Raw genomic sequence first — 16515 nt, 5'->3', positions numbered from 1 at the left:
GGCATCTTGATAAAGATGCCTTTTTACAACATGGTCAGGATCATTGATTGGTTTGCGCTGGATGAGACAACTCGGTCATGGGCCAACGCGGTGTTGTGGTCACGACAAGATTGTCATGCTGACCACATTTCAAACGCTGATAACCTGCAAACGCAATCATGGCGCCGTTGTCGGTACAGAGTGCAGGTTCTGCGTAATAGACCTGTGCTTTAACTTTAGCTAACGAGTGCTCTAAACGTTCCCGCAAACGCACATTGGCACTCACACCACCCGCAATCACCAAGCGTTTTAAGCCGGTTTGCTTAAGTGCCTTAACAGATTTTTTTACTAATGTATCAACAATCGCTTCTTGAAAAGACGCCGCAATATCGGCATCGCGTTGTTCTTCTCCTAATTTTTTCAATTGCACCGAAACCGCTGTTTTCAGACCGCTAAAAGAAAAATCTAGTCCTTGATGTAACATTGGACGCGGAAACTCAAATGCTTCGGGATTGCCTTGTAAAGCCAGTTTGGCAATATTTGGCCCGCCCGGGTAAGGCAACCCCATCATTTTCGCAACTTTATCAAAGGCCTCACCTGCTGCATCATCAATAGACTCACCCAGTAATTCATATTTGCCAATATCATAGGCCGCCATCAACTGGGTATGGCCGCCAGAGACCAACAGCGCAATAAAAGGAAATTCGGGCGGTGTTGCAGAAAGCAGCGGTGCAAGCATATGACCTTCCATATGGTGCACGCCAATTGCCGGCTTATTTAAAGCAAATGCCAAACTACGACCAAATAAGGCGCCAGTCATGAGTGCGCCCATCAGGCCCGGACCACGGGTGTAGGCCACTGCATCAATTTGTGATTTTTTAATTTGGCTGTCATTTAAAAGCTGATCCAGAAGTGGAATCATTTTTCTGACATGATCGCGTGATGCCAGCTCAGGCACCACACCACCATATTCTGCATGAAGTTTAATCTGACTGTAGAGGACCTGTCCGAGTAGCCCTCGTTCGCTATCATAAAGCGCCAGACCCGTTTCATCACACGATGTTTCAAGACCCAAAACAATCATTTAACCGCCTATTACATGCTACAAAAATTGTGTCATCGCTATTATAGACTTGTGATATCAGTTGTAAATGAGTAAAATACTGACCTTCACTTGTCATCTAGTGCAATCGTGCGTTAGATGTTATCCATAATCTAGAGGATTTTACATGCCACAAGTTAAGTTGAAAGAAGGCGAGCCAGTTGACGTAGCAATCCGTCGTTTCAAGCGTTCATGCGAGAAAGCGGGTGTTTTGGCTGACGTTCGTAAGCGCGAGTTCTACGAAAAACCGACTCAAGAACGTAAACGCAAAAAAGCTGCTGCTGTTAAACGCTACCAAAAGAAATTGGCGCGTGAATCTGTTCGCACTACTCGCCTTTACTAATTAATTTGTGATTGACTGCCTAAAAAGATGACGACGATGACTTTAAAAGACCAGATTACTGACGTATTAAAAACTTCAATGCGTGCCAAAGAAATGGCAACAGTAATGGTGATTCGTGGTCTTCAGGCAGCAATTAAGCAAATCGAAGTCGATGAGCGCAAAGAGCTTGACGACGCGCAAGTTCTTGCGGTCATTGAAAAGCAAATTAAACAGCGTAAAGAATCGATCAAAGCCTTTGAAGGCGCTGGTCGTGATGATTTAGCTAGTAAAGAGCAAGCCGAGATTGAGGTTATTTCTCAATTTCTACCAGAAGCTATGACTGAGGAAGCGCTTGACTCTCTCATTGAGCAAACGATTGCTGCTCAAGGTGCTACTAGCATGAAAGATATGGGTAAGGTGATGAATTCTCTACGTCCGATCATAGCCGGGCGTGCCGATCCTGCACAAGTCTCTTCCAAAATCAAAGCCAAATTGAGTTAATAGAAAAACTTAATTAAACGTACACTCAATATTGTAGGCTTTCACCAGTTGCATCTCCTTCGATGCCAATACTTGTTGAATCAAATCCTGTTTGGTCAAACGAGCATAAGATAGCGGTAAATCTCCACGATACTTCTCTGTAACTGCGTACATATGATCAATGTACTGATCGATCATGCCACAATACTGTGCTTTTTGCGCATCGTTAAATCCAGTTTGTTTCGGATTGAGTGATCGCAGGAAAGTTTTCATTTGTTCACTGTACTGCTTGGATATTTTATCTACCGCATTTAAATAGCGTTCAGGCATTGCAGCATGCCCCTGCTGCATCACCACACAAAAAACCACAACGAGTATCTGATTCAATTTCATTATTTTCAATTATTTCATTCATCTTCGGTTTAATTTTTAAAAGTATAAAAGATTTAGAGAGCTGTTACTTACTCATGATGCTTTTTAACATTTATTTTTAAATGTTTAAAGCATGGTCAGCCTGCATTTCTTTTAAACGTTGATCAATCCGCGCAGATAAAGCAGCATTAGTTGTCGCCAAACGCTGAGCATGCAGCATCGATTTAATTGCATTTTCTTCATTGCCTGACCAAAACTGTACTTCAGCCCGATAACGCAAAGCATTGATTTGATTGACTGAAGTCTGTGGCTGAAGTGCTGCGGCTTGCTGCATCAGGCGCCATGCCTCGATATCTCTCGGATTTTGATTAATAAACTTTTGTACCAATTGTTGCGCCTGCGATGGTTTACTTTGTTGAATATAAACAGTTGCAAGCTTATAACTCAGTGCACGATTTTCTGGCATTACCTTCTGTGCTGCATTGATAACAGCGTAAGCCTGCTCGTACTTATGTTGATCCAAATACACATCGGTTTGAATTAGAGCAAATAAAGTATGCTGCTTGAGCGAATCTGGAAGGCTATCGAGGACATTTTGCGTAGCCTGACTATCACCCCGATTTAAATAAAACGCAGCAAGCCCAAACTTCGCTTCATTGTTGCCTTGTTTTACGATTGTTTTAAGTTGTTCTTCCGTCGCTTGATTCGAAACGGCCGCTGTGTACCATTTTAATATTTGAAAATTCGGATCATATAAACTATGTGTCACTTTAGGCAATTGATTCGCTCTTAATCGTGCCTCGCTCATTCGCTCGGTGGTGAGTGGATGAGTCATCCAGAAATCGGGTAAAAACCCAATCCCAACACTAGAGCGCTGCATGGTTTCAAAAAAATCGGCCATACTTTGCGGATTATAACCAGCAGCATACATATATTGCATGCCAATTCGGTCTGCTTCACGCTCTTGATTACGGCTATAGGTCAGTTGTTTATCAATGAGAGCTGCTTGCGTTCCCAACATCAGTGCAGAGCCTGCTTCACCATTCGATTTAGTCGCCAGTGCCGCCCCCACCAATATGCCTGCAAGCGCCAGTAATCCTTGCCCCTTAAATGCTTCTTGAGAACGGCTATAATGCCGCTGCGTAACGTGTGCCACTTCATGCGCCATCACACCAGCGACTTCATCAATATTTTGCGCATTGGCAATGAGGCCAGTATTGAGTGCAAATAAGCCACCGGGCACAGCAAAGGCGTTAATTTGAGGGCTTTTCAGTATCACTAAACCGACAGGCTGGCTCATTTGAGTTTGCCCTAAAATTCGGAAAAAAATCTGGGCATATTGATCTTGCAACCATGGATCATGCATAACAGGTAATTGTTTCTGAATTTCCCGATATACTTTTTCACCGATCTGTTTTTCTTTTTGTTGATCGATCAAACCCACGCCACTTGAAATTTCAGGCACATCAAAATGCACGCTATGATCAGCAAAATTAAAATCGGAATGTGCCGATGCTAGGGTGGCAACCGCAGTGACTCCCAGAATCATGATGCTACGTTTCAACTTCACACTCAGGCCGAACGAATTTTTAGTACTATAGCACCCACAACATTCGTAAAGTGCTACAAAGTGTTAGAAGAGTTTAATCATGATTCTTTTACAGTGAAGCCGTTATTGCTTTAAAAATTATTTAAATTCCGGGTTGACCAGATAGGCTGGTGTCTGATCATCTAGTGCTGTCTGTAAATTTTTAAACGCAAGCTCTGCCATTTTATAGCGTGTTTGCGCAGTCGCCGAACCAATATGCGGTAATGTCACCACATTGTTTAGTTCAAACAACTCTGAAGATTGTAAAGGCTCTTTTTGATAGACATCCAAACCTGCAGCAAAAATCTGTTGCTGCTTTAAGGCGTCAATCAGCGCAGCCTCATCAACCACCGAACCACGAGAAATATTGACCAGCACAGCATGAGACTGCATCTGAGCCAGCTCATTTTTACCAATTAATGCTTCAGATTCCGTATTGAGGTCTACTGCCACCACCACAAAATCAGACGATTGTAGCAGTGTATTTAAATCACAATACGTTGCATTTAGTGGTTGGGCAAGCGCCAACTTTTCACGGCGGTTATGATAAAGAATATTCATATTAAAGCCGTACAGGCCACGGCGCGCAATAGCAGCACCAATATTACCCAGTCCAATAATACCCAGTGTTTTTCCGTATATATCCTGACCAAACTGTGCTGGAGCAACAGTACGCTTCCATTCACCTGATTTGGTCCATCGATCTAGATGCGGCACCTGACGCGCTGCACTCATTAACAAGGTAAATGCCAGATCGGCTGTGGTTTCGGTCAATACATGTGGTGTATGTGCCAACCAGATCTGACGCTGATTAAGATAATCCACATCATAGTTGTCATAACCGACACTTACCGTTGAAATAATTTTTAAGTGCTTGGCTGGTGCCAGATTTGATTCGTTGAGTAATCGTCCCGCTCCAATCATGCCATGCGCGTCGACAACTTCTTCACGAATTTGAGTATTGATATCGCCCTGCTTAGGATCTAAAACCCGAACGTCATAGAGTTCTTGTAATTTTGCTAATATTTTTGAGTCGATCTGGCTAAATACCACTACCTTTTTTTTCATTTCTTTCCCTTTACGATGACTGCATTAATGTCCACAAACGTTTTTTGAGTATCGGCTTTTCCAACATCTCACTTAAGCTGGCCAGATACATACAATCTGTATGTGTTAAAAACTTCAGCTTACCCAAGCATAACACTTTTTTATCGATTGCTATGGCATCTAAAAACCCTTGAACATAGGCCTGCACCCCACGTGAATCCCTAAAATCTAAACGCGGAAATGGCCAGCTCAGTTCAGCATACTCACCTGGCATAGCGGCTTGAATATTTGACCAAAGCTGAATTTCAGCCTCGGTTAATCCAGTTGCATCAATCACTAACACTTTGTCCTGAAAGCAATATGCTTCAAGCTGAAACGCATCACATTCGACCAGTGCTTCAAGTTCGAGCAGTACTTTAGGCTGTTGAGGCACAGTGTGTTGTGCTGTAATTTCAACATGAACCGGTTGTTCCTGAACCGACTCCAATACAGGTAAAGATTTTGTTTCAGGAATATTGACAGCAACATCTACATACTTAGGTACGGCCAGTTGTTGCTCGGGCATTTGATCACGCCATATGGACGCCGCTGTATTTTTTTGAGCAACGTGATGACGTGGTATCCATACATCCACACCCATTGCTGCTAAAATATTCCGCTGCTGACCGACCATTCGTTTCTATCTATACATTCATTTCAACGCGCATTTTAACGTGTCTCGGCCCGCTTTGCAGCCTTTTCTCTTGCCTGTTTTGATACATAGCATTTAGATAATCATGAGGCTATTTTTCTTCTGCATTTCATCCACAATATTGGCAGACTCAAATCCAAAGCGCCAATACAATAACTCTAAAACATCCATTTCATCTTGGGTAATAATACGATCATTCCAGAGACACATCTCAGCCACACCTAAAATACTCAGACGATCACGCAACAAAAGCCCTGCGATATCATTTAAGATTTCTGCTAGGTCAATCGGCTCATCGGATATTTCGGAAAAGAGCTGCATATCCTCAAAGGTTAAAATACTTTGCAAGATACGCTCTCGTACTTCAAGCTGATTAGGACTATTGATTTGCTGCACATGCAGTAAAGCATCGATCAAACGCACAATCTGCGGTTTGACATCTTCTAATGCAGAAGGCGTATGATTAGGCATCAGGTTCAATTCATACTTTACCCGCTCAAGCAACAACGCATCGAGCAACCCAATTTCACCATCCTCTTGAATAATTAGAGCCAAACGGGTCAGAAACTGACGTGCAATACTCGCCGGCATATTGCCAATGTTACGACATGCCTCATGAAAAATTTGCACATGCACACGACCATCTAAATGGAGTAGCGCATCTACAATGGCCTGACTGACCGCAGCATCTTGCGGAATAAATTCGCGATACTGCCGGATCATTAAAATCGCCACCATAACCTCACGCGAGCCTGTTGCAGTTTGGAGTGCTCGCTGTAGTAGCTCAGGTCTTGGCATACCTTGACGAATTTCAGGATTTAACGGCTTGATGGCATCATTTAAAGAAAAGCTGATCGGTGATAACCGCAGCAGCGGTAAAGGCTGTGGTGATGTCCAAGTAATATGAAATTCATCATGTTCGTCTTCAAGTGGCATAAACAAACTAAACAGTGCTCGGCTACGTAGTTTTTTTAAATTCTCAAGTTGTGAATCTTGTAAAATTGAAGGATTAAGCCGATGGATACGATCTTCAATACTCGGGTGGATATTCATCCAGCTTTGTGGACTGAGTGAATTAGCAAAGCACATATGTGCAATGGCTTCAGAATACACACTATGAATTTGCGACCCTGCGTGGTGTACGTAAATTCGTAGTAGTGTTTGCAAATTGGCGTGGCTATCCATCAATTGCAAGGTTTTCAGATCATTTCGAAAGGTACGGCGGCTCAGGGTGAGATATTTAATAAAACGAGTAATTAAAATCCCCATACTGCCAGTGAGCCAAATGACGCCACCAATGGCCACCAAAATGGTTTCAAATCTATGTCGTTTATTTTTCTGATAGGGCTTAAAACCCAATTTGGCAATTTTACTGCCCCATTGGCTGAACGTAGTTAGACCACTATAGAGAATTTTTAACTTGGTATTTTCAACAGCCTCGCCTGAAAGAATTTGATTAAACTCATGCGCCAATAAACCATATAATTCAAGCTCATCCAGATTTTGCAAGGCACCCCAAGTTAATATAATGACAATATCTTTTGAATGAAAACCCGCAGTCAGGGCATTTACCCCCACCTCATCGGGCAGTACATATAGCACAGGAGGTTCGAGAGCAAACTTTTTGGCCAGCTGATCGGAAATTTTTAAAGCGGAACTCTCTTCAGGCGTACTTTTAAGCAATACCAAGCGGCGCCCATTGAGCTGTTTGGCCAGTGAATGTCCACCTTCACGAAACACATAAAACTCATAAGCGGCTGAGCCACCAATAATGAAAAACAGTAAAATGAGTAAATAAGGACTTAAAACATGCCAGACAATCGACTGGGTATAATCAAAAAAATGAACCGCAAGCCCAAGCGTAACATTGAGAATAAAGATGGTTAGCAGCATGGCAAGAAAACACATACTGATCGACCACATGATATTTTTATTTTCTATCAGATAGTGACGAACTTCTCTCAACTTGAAACAACCTTACTGCGCTTGTTTTGCCCCATCATAAAATAAAAAAGCGGGAAAAACCCGCTTTTTTATCAAGGAAACTCAGTGCTCATGAATTCCAGTTAAATCCACTGAAGCCGCATCGATATTCACATCAATATAACCATCGGATTTCTTTTTCGCAGTGTCATTACGTTTTTGTTCAAGGTTTTCTAGGTAAGTATGGTCAATACCACCTGTGACATACACCCCATCAAATACTGAACAATCAAACTCACGTAAATCTGGTACTTTTGTGGTACGTACTGCACTCTTAAGATCATCTAAGTCTTGGAAAATCAAACGATCGGCACCAATGATTTCTTGAATTTCTTCAACACTACGCTGAGAGGCAATCAGCTCAGTTTTTGCCGGCATGTCAATACCATAGACATTTGGATATTTGACCATAGGCGCAGCTGAAGCGAAATATACTTTTTTTGCACCTGAATCACGCGCCATCTGAATGATTTCATTACACGTGGTACCACGTACAATCGAGTCATCAACCAACAAGACGTTCTTGCCTTTAAACTCAAGCTCGACCGGGTTGAGTTTCTGACGTACTGATTTTTTACGCTGCTGTTGCCCCGGCATAATAAAGGTACGACCGATATAACGGTTTTTCATGAAACCTTCGCGGAACTTCACACCTAGCATATTGGCCAGTTCGAGCGCAGAAGTACGGCTTGTATCTGGAATTGGAATGACCACATCAATTCCATGATCCTCACCCCATTCTTTTAGAATCTTGCTGGCAAGCTTCTCACCCATTTTCAAACGCGCTTTATAAACCGAAATCCCATCGATAATCGCATCTGGACGCGCAAAATAGACGTATTCAAAAATACAAGGACGATGCTGTGGATCAGCCGCGCACTGCTTGGTGAACATTTCGCCTTGATCGTTAATGAAAATCGCCTCACCTGGCTGAATATCACGTTCAATTTTAAAGCCAAGTGCTGTAATCGCAACAGATTCAGACGCAATGATGTACTCAAGCCCTTTTTCTGTTTCACGCGAGCCATAAATCAGCGGACGGATACCGTTTGGATCACGAAAGCCCACCAGACCGTGTCCTGTGATCATCGCGACAACGCCATAGGCACCTTTACAGCGCTCATGAACACGGGAAACCGCATGAAAGACATCTTCTGCTGTTGGCGATAACTTGCCGCTTTTTTGCAATTCGTGCGCAAAAACATTCAGTAATACTTCAGAATCAGAATCGGTGTTCATATGACGCAAGTCTGTTTTAAACAAATCGTCATGAATATCCGCAGCATTGGTCAGGTTACCATTGTGCGCCAACGTGATTCCGTAAGGTGAGTTCACATAAAACGGCTGTGCTTCTGCACTACTTGAAGAACCAGCTGTTGGGTAACGTACATGTCCGATGCCATAGTTCCCGATCAGTGCACGCATGTGACGGGTATGAAAAACGTCACGCACCATACCGTTGTCTTTACGCAAAAATAAACGACCATCATGACAAGTCACTATCCCAGCTGCATCTTGTCCCCGATGTTGCAACATCGTTAATGCATCAAACAACATTTGGTTAACTGGCGATTTACCGGCTATACCAACTACTCCACACATAGCAACCTCGCAGACAAGCTAGGATTAATAAAAAGGATTTTTCGTTGAATGGTCAGAATGGTCTTTGTCGACTCGATCTAGTTCTGCCACTTCATTTGAAGGTCGATGAAATAAACGACCTTCCGATGTCACTTCACGTATCGCTTCATTGGCTACATCTTTCGACAGCTCTGTTGCCAAAGGCGCATACGGCAATAAGTTTTGAATGACTTTAGACTGTTTCCAATGTGGAGAGGTTTCGACCCACGGACCTACACCTTGCATGGTAATCAAAACGATCATGAGGCCTTTTAACGTACCAAAAGCACCGCCTGCCATCCGGTTGATCGGTCCCAATTTCATGCTCTTGAGTAATGTATCCAGTAGTGCAGTGACCAACCAGGTCAAAACAATAATAACCAGCACAATGAAAGCGAACGCCGCGATTTTCTGAACCACGGGGTCATGGCTTAACATCATCATGCTCGGTGCAAGGAGATTGGCATATTTTGCCGCGACAATCAGCGCAAATATCCAGCCAATCAAGTTCGCAAAGGCTTTAATAAATCCTTGTCGCAAACCGTTAAGCCCTCCAATGAGCAGAAATATCAGAATGATGATATCAAGCGTATTCATCGTTTAAGTTATGGCACTCACACATTGTTTAACTAATTCAGGTCCTGTATAGATGAGGCCACTATAGATTTGTACAAGGGTGGCACCTGCTTCTATTTTTGCTACAGCATGTTCGCCTTGCGTAATTCCACCCACACCAATCAAAGGAATCTGTCCATTGAGCACCTCTGCAAATTGACGCAGACAAGCAGTACTCTTTTCAAAAACAGGTGCACCCGATAGACCACCCGCTTCATTTCCAAATGCAAGATTTTCAACGCCATCACGTGATAATGTGGTATTCGTGACAATCAGACCGTCAATTTTAAAGGTGATTAATTGTGCGGCTATAAAGTCGATATCTTCACGGCTTAAATCTGGCGCGACCTTAAGTACCAATGGCACATAATGATGATACTGCTCTGCAAGCTCAAGCTGACGTTGTTTTAATGTATCTAACAGTTCGGTCAGTGCATCGCCACTTTGCAGACTACGTAAATTTTTGGTGTTTGGAGAAGAAATATTGACTGTAATGTAGGACGCGTAATTATAAACTTTTTCTAAACAAATCAAATAGTCATCGACTGCATTTTCAACAGGTGTATCGGCATTTTTTCCGATATTAATCCCTAAAATGCCTTTGAATTTTGAAGCCTTCACATTTTCGACGAGCTGATCGACACCATCATTATTGAAACCCATGCGATTGATAATGGCTTTGGCTTCAGGAATACGAAACAAGCGCGGCTGCGGATTACCTGCTTGCGGGCGAGGCGTGATCGTCCCGATTTCGATAAATCCAAACCCAAGTGCCGCAAGCGCATCAATATATGCGCCATTTTTATCGAGCCCAGCAGCTAAGCCCACTGGATTTGGGAATTCTATCCCCATGCAGGTGACTGGTTTTGCGTCAATTTTCTGACGAATGAATCCCATTTTATGGGCAGACTTTAAAAGCGATAGCGTTAAGTCATGTGCACGCTCGGGTGCCATAGAAAACAACAAAGGGCGAGCAAGCGAATATAACATAAGCAGTCAAAGTCTATAGCTTTTTGAGGTGCGTCTATTATAGGCACAGGCGCCGCAAAACGCCATGCTTGCAGGGGCTTTATTTTAGCGGGTTAATGCACTGTCGCCGTTAATTTAATCTGATTATTTACAGAAACTAATTCCATCTTTTCAATACTTAAGCCCGTTTGAGTTAACTGCATTAAAAAATTCGCCAAGACTGCATAACTTTGATGTTGCGCAACGATTTGTAACGTTTCCCCTACTTGCTGTGCCGAAACACTCACCCCCTGCTGCTGAGAAACGCGTTGCACTTTTTCCGTAAGACTCAATTGCGTATCGGTCGAGGGTTTAAGTGATGCTGCATTGGTCTGCATCCAGACCATTTGGTCTTTGAGCACATTCAAACGTTGCTGTTGTCCATCTGCAAGGTGATGCATCATCCAGAGTGACCAACCAATCGCAACAATTACAACAAAAAGGCTGGTGAAGATCACCAGATAGCGTTCTCGCACCGACATTCGTTCGAGTGCCTGCTGTACGGTTTCCATTTTTTGCTCAAAAGCACTTTGCAACTGATTCATGATTTTCATTATTGTATTTTTACCATTCCCAATGAGCCTGCACCATTGGCCTGTACTTGCCCTAACTCTGCCTTGAAACCTTGCTGATTAAGCTGCTTGGTCAGATTTTGTAAATCATCTGACGAATTTGCCTTAAGCTGCATCGTCAACACATTGGCCTCATAATTCACTTGTTGAGCAGAAATCTGGCGTTGCATCAGAATCGGGCCAACCCGACTTAACAAGTTTAATGCATTGGTATCGCCAGCCTGATTCAGGCGAAGCTGACTTTCAAATAAACTTTTTATATTTTGCTCAGTGATTCGGCCATTATCGCCAAACCATTCTTTGTACTGGGCAATTGACTGCTCTGCGGTCTGGTTCGCCACTTTTTTAAGTTGTACCCAACGAAGCAAATCATAACTAAACTGCACCAATATTACCGCCGCCAATATTACTGCACATACTTTCCAGTATGACGAGACTGTGACGGTACTTTTAGGTTTAGGCAACACATTCAGCGGATGCTGTTTGGCTTTTAAAACTGGCTGAAACTGATATTCAAATACTTCGTGCTCAGCTTCAGGAGTCGAGGTAAGAAGTGCATCAAACTGTGCTTCGCTCAGATTGGCATACTTATAGTGTGCAACCAAAGGTGTCAAGCTTACAAATAACCCCACATCTTCAATACTTGCGCCAGCAAATTCATGCGTTCTGGCTAATGTATGCTGGTGTATGTTTGCAAGTATGATTTGATCGGGCTGAGGTACAGGTAACAATAAAAAGTCTGGTAAAAGTGCAATCAGCTTTACAGGCAACAAACTTAAAGATTGCTGCCAAAGCTGCAATGATGATAAAGCAACCCCCATGACAGTGAGCGAATCTGGTGCCTTGAAATGATGCACAATCTGCATTTGATCGATAGGTAAAGTCACATACTCTTCGAGCAAATAGCGTATGCCATCTGGACCCAATTGCTTTACATGCTGTTTTGAGATTTTCTGCTGTATAAGCTGAATGTTTCGGCTCGAAAAATACACGACCGCTTCTTGCCCCTGAAAGGGCTGAAGCTCATGTATAAGCTGTTCAAGATTGCTTGCCGATTGCCAATCATTACCTGTTGACCACAGCCATGCCCCGTCCGCTTCTGGCATCCATATATACAGCATAAATTTTTTACTACCGTTTAATTTTCTTTATATCGTAGGTACAAAGCTTTTTTGTTGCGATGACAATCCATTGGCAATCACAGTTTGATGATAAAGACGTGCTTCTGCAAGCGCAAAAGGATTAAAATGCTCGTGGGTCAGTTGCTCTGCAATATGTCCCACAACATTCATATGACACACCACCACAATCGACTCAAAAGGTAATTGGGACAGCCATTCAATTGCATCTTTGGCATCATCTTCAGGCTTGATTTTATCACATATCAAAACTGGCACATCTGGAAAAATCTGCTGTATATGCTGTAGTGTTTCTTGCGCACGAAGTAGAGGACTCACCACAAAAATCTCAGGATTAACCTGCTCTTTAAGAAACTGGGCAGTTTGTTTGGCCTGTGCGTGCCCCAGTGCCGTAAGTGGTCGTGTCATATCATTTCCGTCAAGCGCTGGAGATGCTTCTCCATGACGAACTAAAGTAAGTTGCATAACAATTCCTTAAAATTATCGCGTTATTATATCGGCTGTTTGTTACATTTATTCTTCAAACCTGATGATGCGGTAATACAAACTCAACATCACTGCGGTGTCCGTTTTTCATGAGGGCCAAAGCAATATTTAAAGGTGGCGCACCTTCAAAAATCACTTCATATAATGCATTGGTAATCGGCATATAAACATCTAACTCCTGTGCACGAGTACGCACTTGCACGATGGTATTGATGCCCTCCGCGGTTTGTCCTAGAGCCTTAACGGCTTCATCTAAGGTTTTACCTGAACCTAAAGCATAACCAATCTGATAATTACGGCTCAGCGGGCTATTACAGGTCGCAAACAGATCGCCCACACCAGAAAGCCCTAAAAAGGTCAATGGATTAGCTCCCAGCTTCACGGCAAAGCGACTCATTTCAGCCAGTGCACGGGTAATAATCATACTTTTGGTGTTTTCACCAATATTGTGCGCGACCGCCATACCCATAGCGATTGCATAAATATTTTTGAGCGCCCCACCAAGCTCTACGCCGTGTACATCGTCACTTCCAAACACACGAAACAGAGCACTATGCAATGCATGCTGAACCGCATAACGAACCAGTTCGGAGTCGCTGGCAATGACAGTACCAGACGGCATGCCGGCGACAATTTCTTTGGCAAGATTTGGACCAGATAACACACCATAAGGAACTTCGGGTAACTCATTTCGAATAATTTCGCTCATAAAGCTAAATGAATTGGCTTCAATGCCTTTAGTGAGTGAAATTACAGCCTGCGCACTAATAAAGGGTGAAATCTGCTTGATGACTTCGCGAAAAGAATGGCTTGGAATAGCCACCAAAATAATATCGCGATCACGCACCGCAAGCTCAAGATCAGAAACTGCTTTTAATCCTGCCTCTAAGTTAAAGTCTGGTAAGTATCGCTGGTTAATGTGTGTATGATTGATTTCATCTGCCATGCTCTGATCACGAATCCAGATCATGGTGTCACAGCCATTACGGGTGGCCAGATTGGCCATTGCCGTACCAAAACTTCCCCCACCCAAAACGGTTACACGCAGCGCGGTTTTCTGATCCACTGCAACGGGCTCTACGAGATCAGTAAATTTCAAATCGGTCATGCTTAATCCTGTTTTTTATTTTTAGCGAGTCGGCCACTGGGTCACGTAATCTTCAATTTTCACCTCAGCGCGCGGTGAAATAGATTTAGCAGCTGTTCCGACGTAAATAATACCAGAGATTAAGTCACGCGCTTCAAGACCTAAATGCTGTTTTAACCAGGTTGATTCAATCACTGCACCAGTGCGCCACATTGTCGAGAAACCTTGTGCCTGTAGTGACAACAAAAAATTTTGAATGGCAGCACCCGTACTTAAAGTTTGTTCAAATAAAGGGACTTTAGGATGATCTTGATAGTTCGTTGCTGCAATCACCAGCAATGGCGCACGAAATGGATGCTGCTTCACACGATCTAACTGATTTGGATCGGTTTCACCAAGATCTTCTAATGCCTGTACTAACGCTTCGCCAAATGCAGCACGCTGCTCTGTATCAATCACAAAAAAACGTGTCGGTTTTAATCGGTGATGATCAGGTGCGGTCAATGCAGCTTGAAAAGCTTGATTTAACTGTTGTGCTGAAGGTGCAGGCTCAGTTAGCTGTCCAATCGATTGACGTTGATGAATTACATGATGAATTTGGCTGGCGTCTAACTCTGTCATTTATATTAAATCTAAATCATAAAACTCAAGTTAGAGTAGCACATTCGTAATGTATTGCTCTATGTTCAACTTGGGCTTTTCACAAGATTTCTATTGTCATTTCATCCAAGATGCATAACCGCATCAAAACCTATACAACACCTAAAACGTAAGCTGCAAAAAAAATGTTCAAATACAGAAGTGTCTTAAAAATCGAGTAATGAGAAAATGAACTACAAAATATTAAGTACTTTGCTGGCAGGTGGTATTTTGGTGCTGTCTGGTTGCGCCACCACCCCATCTGCAACAAATGCCATCATGCTGGCAAATAATCAATACGAAGTCACCGGAATTGGCAAATCTAATTTAATTGCAAAAAATAATGCGGTGGCTGCTGCAAATAAAACCTGTGCGCGTAATACACCAGTGATTGTAGATGAAAAAACCGAATACAATGGCGTGTTAAAAGGTGTCGTCGACGAGCAAACCGGTAAAATAGTGGAAGCCGCTGCTGGCGTGATTGGTACACTAGCAGGCAAAAATGCATCTCTCGCTAAAGATGATGACTATCAGACCACGCTTAAATTTTACTGTAAGTCCAATTAAGCACTCCAAAAACAAAAAAGATCCCACTTTAGGGATCTTTTTTTGGCTCAGCCTCTTAAGCTTAGCAATAACCTTCAATTCGAGTCAGCGGTAATTTCTTTCCAATCGCTTTTTCGATTTCTGGCAAATAAAACGCATCGTCTTCTGAAAGAAAACTGATACTTACACCTTGCGTTCCTGCACGACCTGTACGACCAATCCGGTGCACATAGTCATCAGACTGCTCTGGCAAAGTAAAGTTGACCACATGTGATACACCATCCACATGAATCCCGCGACCAGCAACATCGGTTGCAATCATGATGTTGTTCTTACCCTGCTTGAACTGTTCGAGCATTTTAAGACGCTTATCTTGAGCAATTTCACCCGACAACATTCCCACTTTGTAGCCATCCTTTTTAAGATGATCATACAAGCGACGCACCTGATCACGACGATTGGCAAAAATCATGACTTTATCAATCGGCTCTTCGCGCAAAATATCTTGCAAAAGACGATATTTGTCCTGTTTTGCAACCACGTAAACACGCTGCTCGACATCGTTATTGGTTTTTTGCTCAGGTTCAATTTCTACTGTAACCGGCTCATGCAACCACTGACGCGCCAAATTTAGAACATCATAACTAAATGTTGCCGAGAACATGAGGGTTTGACGTTGTTCTTTACGTGGCGAAAAACGCACAATACGTTTTACAGATGGAATGAATCCCATGTCCAGTAAGCGATCGGCTTCATCAATCACCAGAAATTCGATTTGATCTAACCAAACTTCTTTTTGCTCGACAAAATCAATCAAACGACCGGGGGTCGCCACCAGAATATCCAGAACTTTTTCGTTGAGGGGTTTCTTTTGTTTGTCGAAATCGACACCACCCACCAAAGTGAGTAAATTTAACCCTGTGAAGCGAGTCAACTCTTTTGCATCACTTTCGATTTGCAAAGCCAGTTCACGCGTTGGTGCAAGAATCAGTGCACGTGGCTCACCACGGTAGCGCTGTTCTTTAATGGGGTTATTCAACAAATCATTGATTACACTGATCAGAAAGGCAGCGGTTTTACCCGTTCCCGTTTGCGCTCGACCAATTGCGTCATGCCCTGCCAATGTATATTTTAAAACCTTTTGCTGAATTGGGGTCATTTGTGTAAACCCTAATGCATCAATCGCTTTTTTCAGTTGCGGATGTAAATTCAAGGTTTCAAAACCAGATACCATAAACT

The 16515-nt window shown here is 42.9% G+C and carries 18 protein-coding genes; 3 read left to right on the top strand and 15 right to left on the bottom strand.

From position 1 onward, the window contains the following. Nucleotides 1-40: 40 nt before the first annotated feature. Entirely contained in the window at nucleotides 41-1063 is a 1023-nt protein-coding gene (gene tsaD, locus KCV09_RS02480) for a tRNA (adenosine(37)-N6)-threonylcarbamoyltransferase complex transferase subunit TsaD (protein WP_212515478.1), read from the bottom strand. A 145-nt stretch (nucleotides 1064-1208) separates the two neighbouring features. Here tsaD and rpsU point away from each other — a divergent pair, with 145 nt between their 5' ends. After that, complete coding sequence (gene rpsU / locus KCV09_RS02475) at nucleotides 1209-1424, top strand: 30S ribosomal protein S21 (RefSeq protein WP_001136722.1); 216 nt, start codon at nucleotides 1209-1211, stop codon at nucleotides 1422-1424. A gap of 36 nt (nucleotides 1425-1460) precedes the next feature. Continuing rightward, nucleotides 1461-1904 (top strand): GatB/YqeY domain-containing protein, encoded by a 444-nt coding sequence (locus tag KCV09_RS02470; RefSeq protein ID WP_025094844.1) that lies wholly within the window; start codon nucleotides 1461-1463, stop codon nucleotides 1902-1904. Between the two features lie 9 nt (nucleotides 1905-1913). Here KCV09_RS02470 and KCV09_RS02465 read toward each other — a convergent pair whose 3' ends face one another. The 13 genes from KCV09_RS02465 to KCV09_RS02405 all read right to left on the bottom strand — a co-directional run bounded on the left by KCV09_RS02465 (nucleotide 1914) and on the right by KCV09_RS02405 (nucleotide 14712). Next, the gene (locus tag KCV09_RS02465; RefSeq protein WP_004936674.1) at nucleotides 1914-2276 is read right to left on the bottom strand and encodes a hypothetical protein; all 363 of its coding nucleotides are present in this window, start codon (nucleotides 2274-2276) and stop codon (nucleotides 1914-1916) included. 97 nt (nucleotides 2277-2373) lie between these two features. Then, a complete protein-coding gene (locus KCV09_RS02460; RefSeq protein WP_076032714.1) occupies nucleotides 2374-3804 on the bottom strand; it encodes a M48 family metalloprotease in 1431 nt (476 codons plus the stop codon). A gap of 138 nt (nucleotides 3805-3942) precedes the next feature. Beyond that, nucleotides 3943-4911: a 2-hydroxyacid dehydrogenase gene (locus KCV09_RS02455; RefSeq protein ID WP_212515477.1), complete on the bottom strand. Its 969-nt coding sequence runs from the start codon at nucleotides 4909-4911 to the stop codon at nucleotides 3943-3945. Nucleotides 4912-4921: 10 nt separating this feature from the next. Next, nucleotides 4922-5563, bottom strand: a complete 642-nt coding sequence (locus tag KCV09_RS02450) for a hypothetical protein (protein WP_212515476.1) — start codon at nucleotides 5561-5563, stop codon at nucleotides 4922-4924. Between the two features lie 93 nt (nucleotides 5564-5656). Then, nucleotides 5657-7546, bottom strand: coding sequence for a M48 family metallopeptidase (locus tag KCV09_RS02445; RefSeq protein ID WP_053469653.1), 1890 nt, complete (start codon nucleotides 7544-7546; stop codon nucleotides 5657-5659). 81 nt (nucleotides 7547-7627) lie between these two features. Next, complete coding sequence (purF, locus tag KCV09_RS02440; RefSeq protein ID WP_004936661.1) at nucleotides 7628-9166, bottom strand: amidophosphoribosyltransferase; 1539 nt, start codon at nucleotides 9164-9166, stop codon at nucleotides 7628-7630. Between the two features lie 24 nt (nucleotides 9167-9190). Further along, nucleotides 9191-9781: a CvpA family protein gene (locus tag KCV09_RS02435; RefSeq protein ID WP_212515475.1), complete on the bottom strand. Its 591-nt coding sequence runs from the start codon at nucleotides 9779-9781 to the stop codon at nucleotides 9191-9193. 3 nt (nucleotides 9782-9784) lie between these two features. Next, nucleotides 9785-10789 (bottom strand): quinone-dependent dihydroorotate dehydrogenase, encoded by a 1005-nt coding sequence (locus tag KCV09_RS02430; protein ID WP_119689571.1) that lies wholly within the window; start codon nucleotides 10787-10789, stop codon nucleotides 9785-9787. A 92-nt stretch (nucleotides 10790-10881) separates the two neighbouring features. Continuing rightward, entirely contained in the window at nucleotides 10882-11361 is a 480-nt protein-coding gene (gene gspM / locus KCV09_RS02425; protein WP_151815761.1) for a type II secretion system protein GspM, read from the bottom strand. After that, complete coding sequence (gspL, locus tag KCV09_RS02420) at nucleotides 11361-12500, bottom strand: type II secretion system protein GspL (protein ID WP_151815762.1); 1140 nt, start codon at nucleotides 12498-12500, stop codon at nucleotides 11361-11363. Before gspL ends, gspM begins: the two co-directional genes overlap by 1 nt. A gap of 27 nt (nucleotides 12501-12527) precedes the next feature. Next, entirely contained in the window at nucleotides 12528-12983 is a 456-nt protein-coding gene (gene sixA, locus KCV09_RS02415) for a phosphohistidine phosphatase SixA (RefSeq protein ID WP_151815763.1), read from the bottom strand. Between the two features lie 55 nt (nucleotides 12984-13038). Beyond that, a complete protein-coding gene (locus KCV09_RS02410) occupies nucleotides 13039-14112 on the bottom strand; it encodes an NAD(P)H-dependent glycerol-3-phosphate dehydrogenase (protein WP_004936643.1) in 1074 nt (357 codons plus the stop codon). A gap of 21 nt (nucleotides 14113-14133) precedes the next feature. Then, nucleotides 14134-14712, bottom strand: a complete 579-nt coding sequence (locus KCV09_RS02405; protein WP_025094832.1) for a nitroreductase family protein — start codon at nucleotides 14710-14712, stop codon at nucleotides 14134-14136. A gap of 207 nt (nucleotides 14713-14919) precedes the next feature. On the opposite strand from KCV09_RS02405, the gene KCV09_RS02400 reads away from it, so the two are divergent. Further along, nucleotides 14920-15297 (top strand): hypothetical protein, encoded by a 378-nt coding sequence (locus KCV09_RS02400; protein ID WP_212515474.1) that lies wholly within the window; start codon nucleotides 14920-14922, stop codon nucleotides 15295-15297. Between the two features lie 61 nt (nucleotides 15298-15358). Here KCV09_RS02400 and rhlB read toward each other — a convergent pair whose 3' ends face one another. Beyond that, a complete protein-coding gene (rhlB, locus tag KCV09_RS02395) occupies nucleotides 15359-16510 on the bottom strand; it encodes an ATP-dependent RNA helicase RhlB (RefSeq protein ID WP_004936633.1) in 1152 nt (383 codons plus the stop codon). Between the last annotated feature and the right edge of the window lie 5 nt (nucleotides 16511-16515).

The organism is Acinetobacter soli (assembly GCF_018139125.1).
Classification (GTDB): domain Bacteria; phylum Pseudomonadota; class Gammaproteobacteria; order Pseudomonadales; family Moraxellaceae; genus Acinetobacter; species Acinetobacter soli.
Note: the sequence above shows the minus strand (reverse complement) of the source record. Positions and strands in the feature narration are given on the sequence as shown.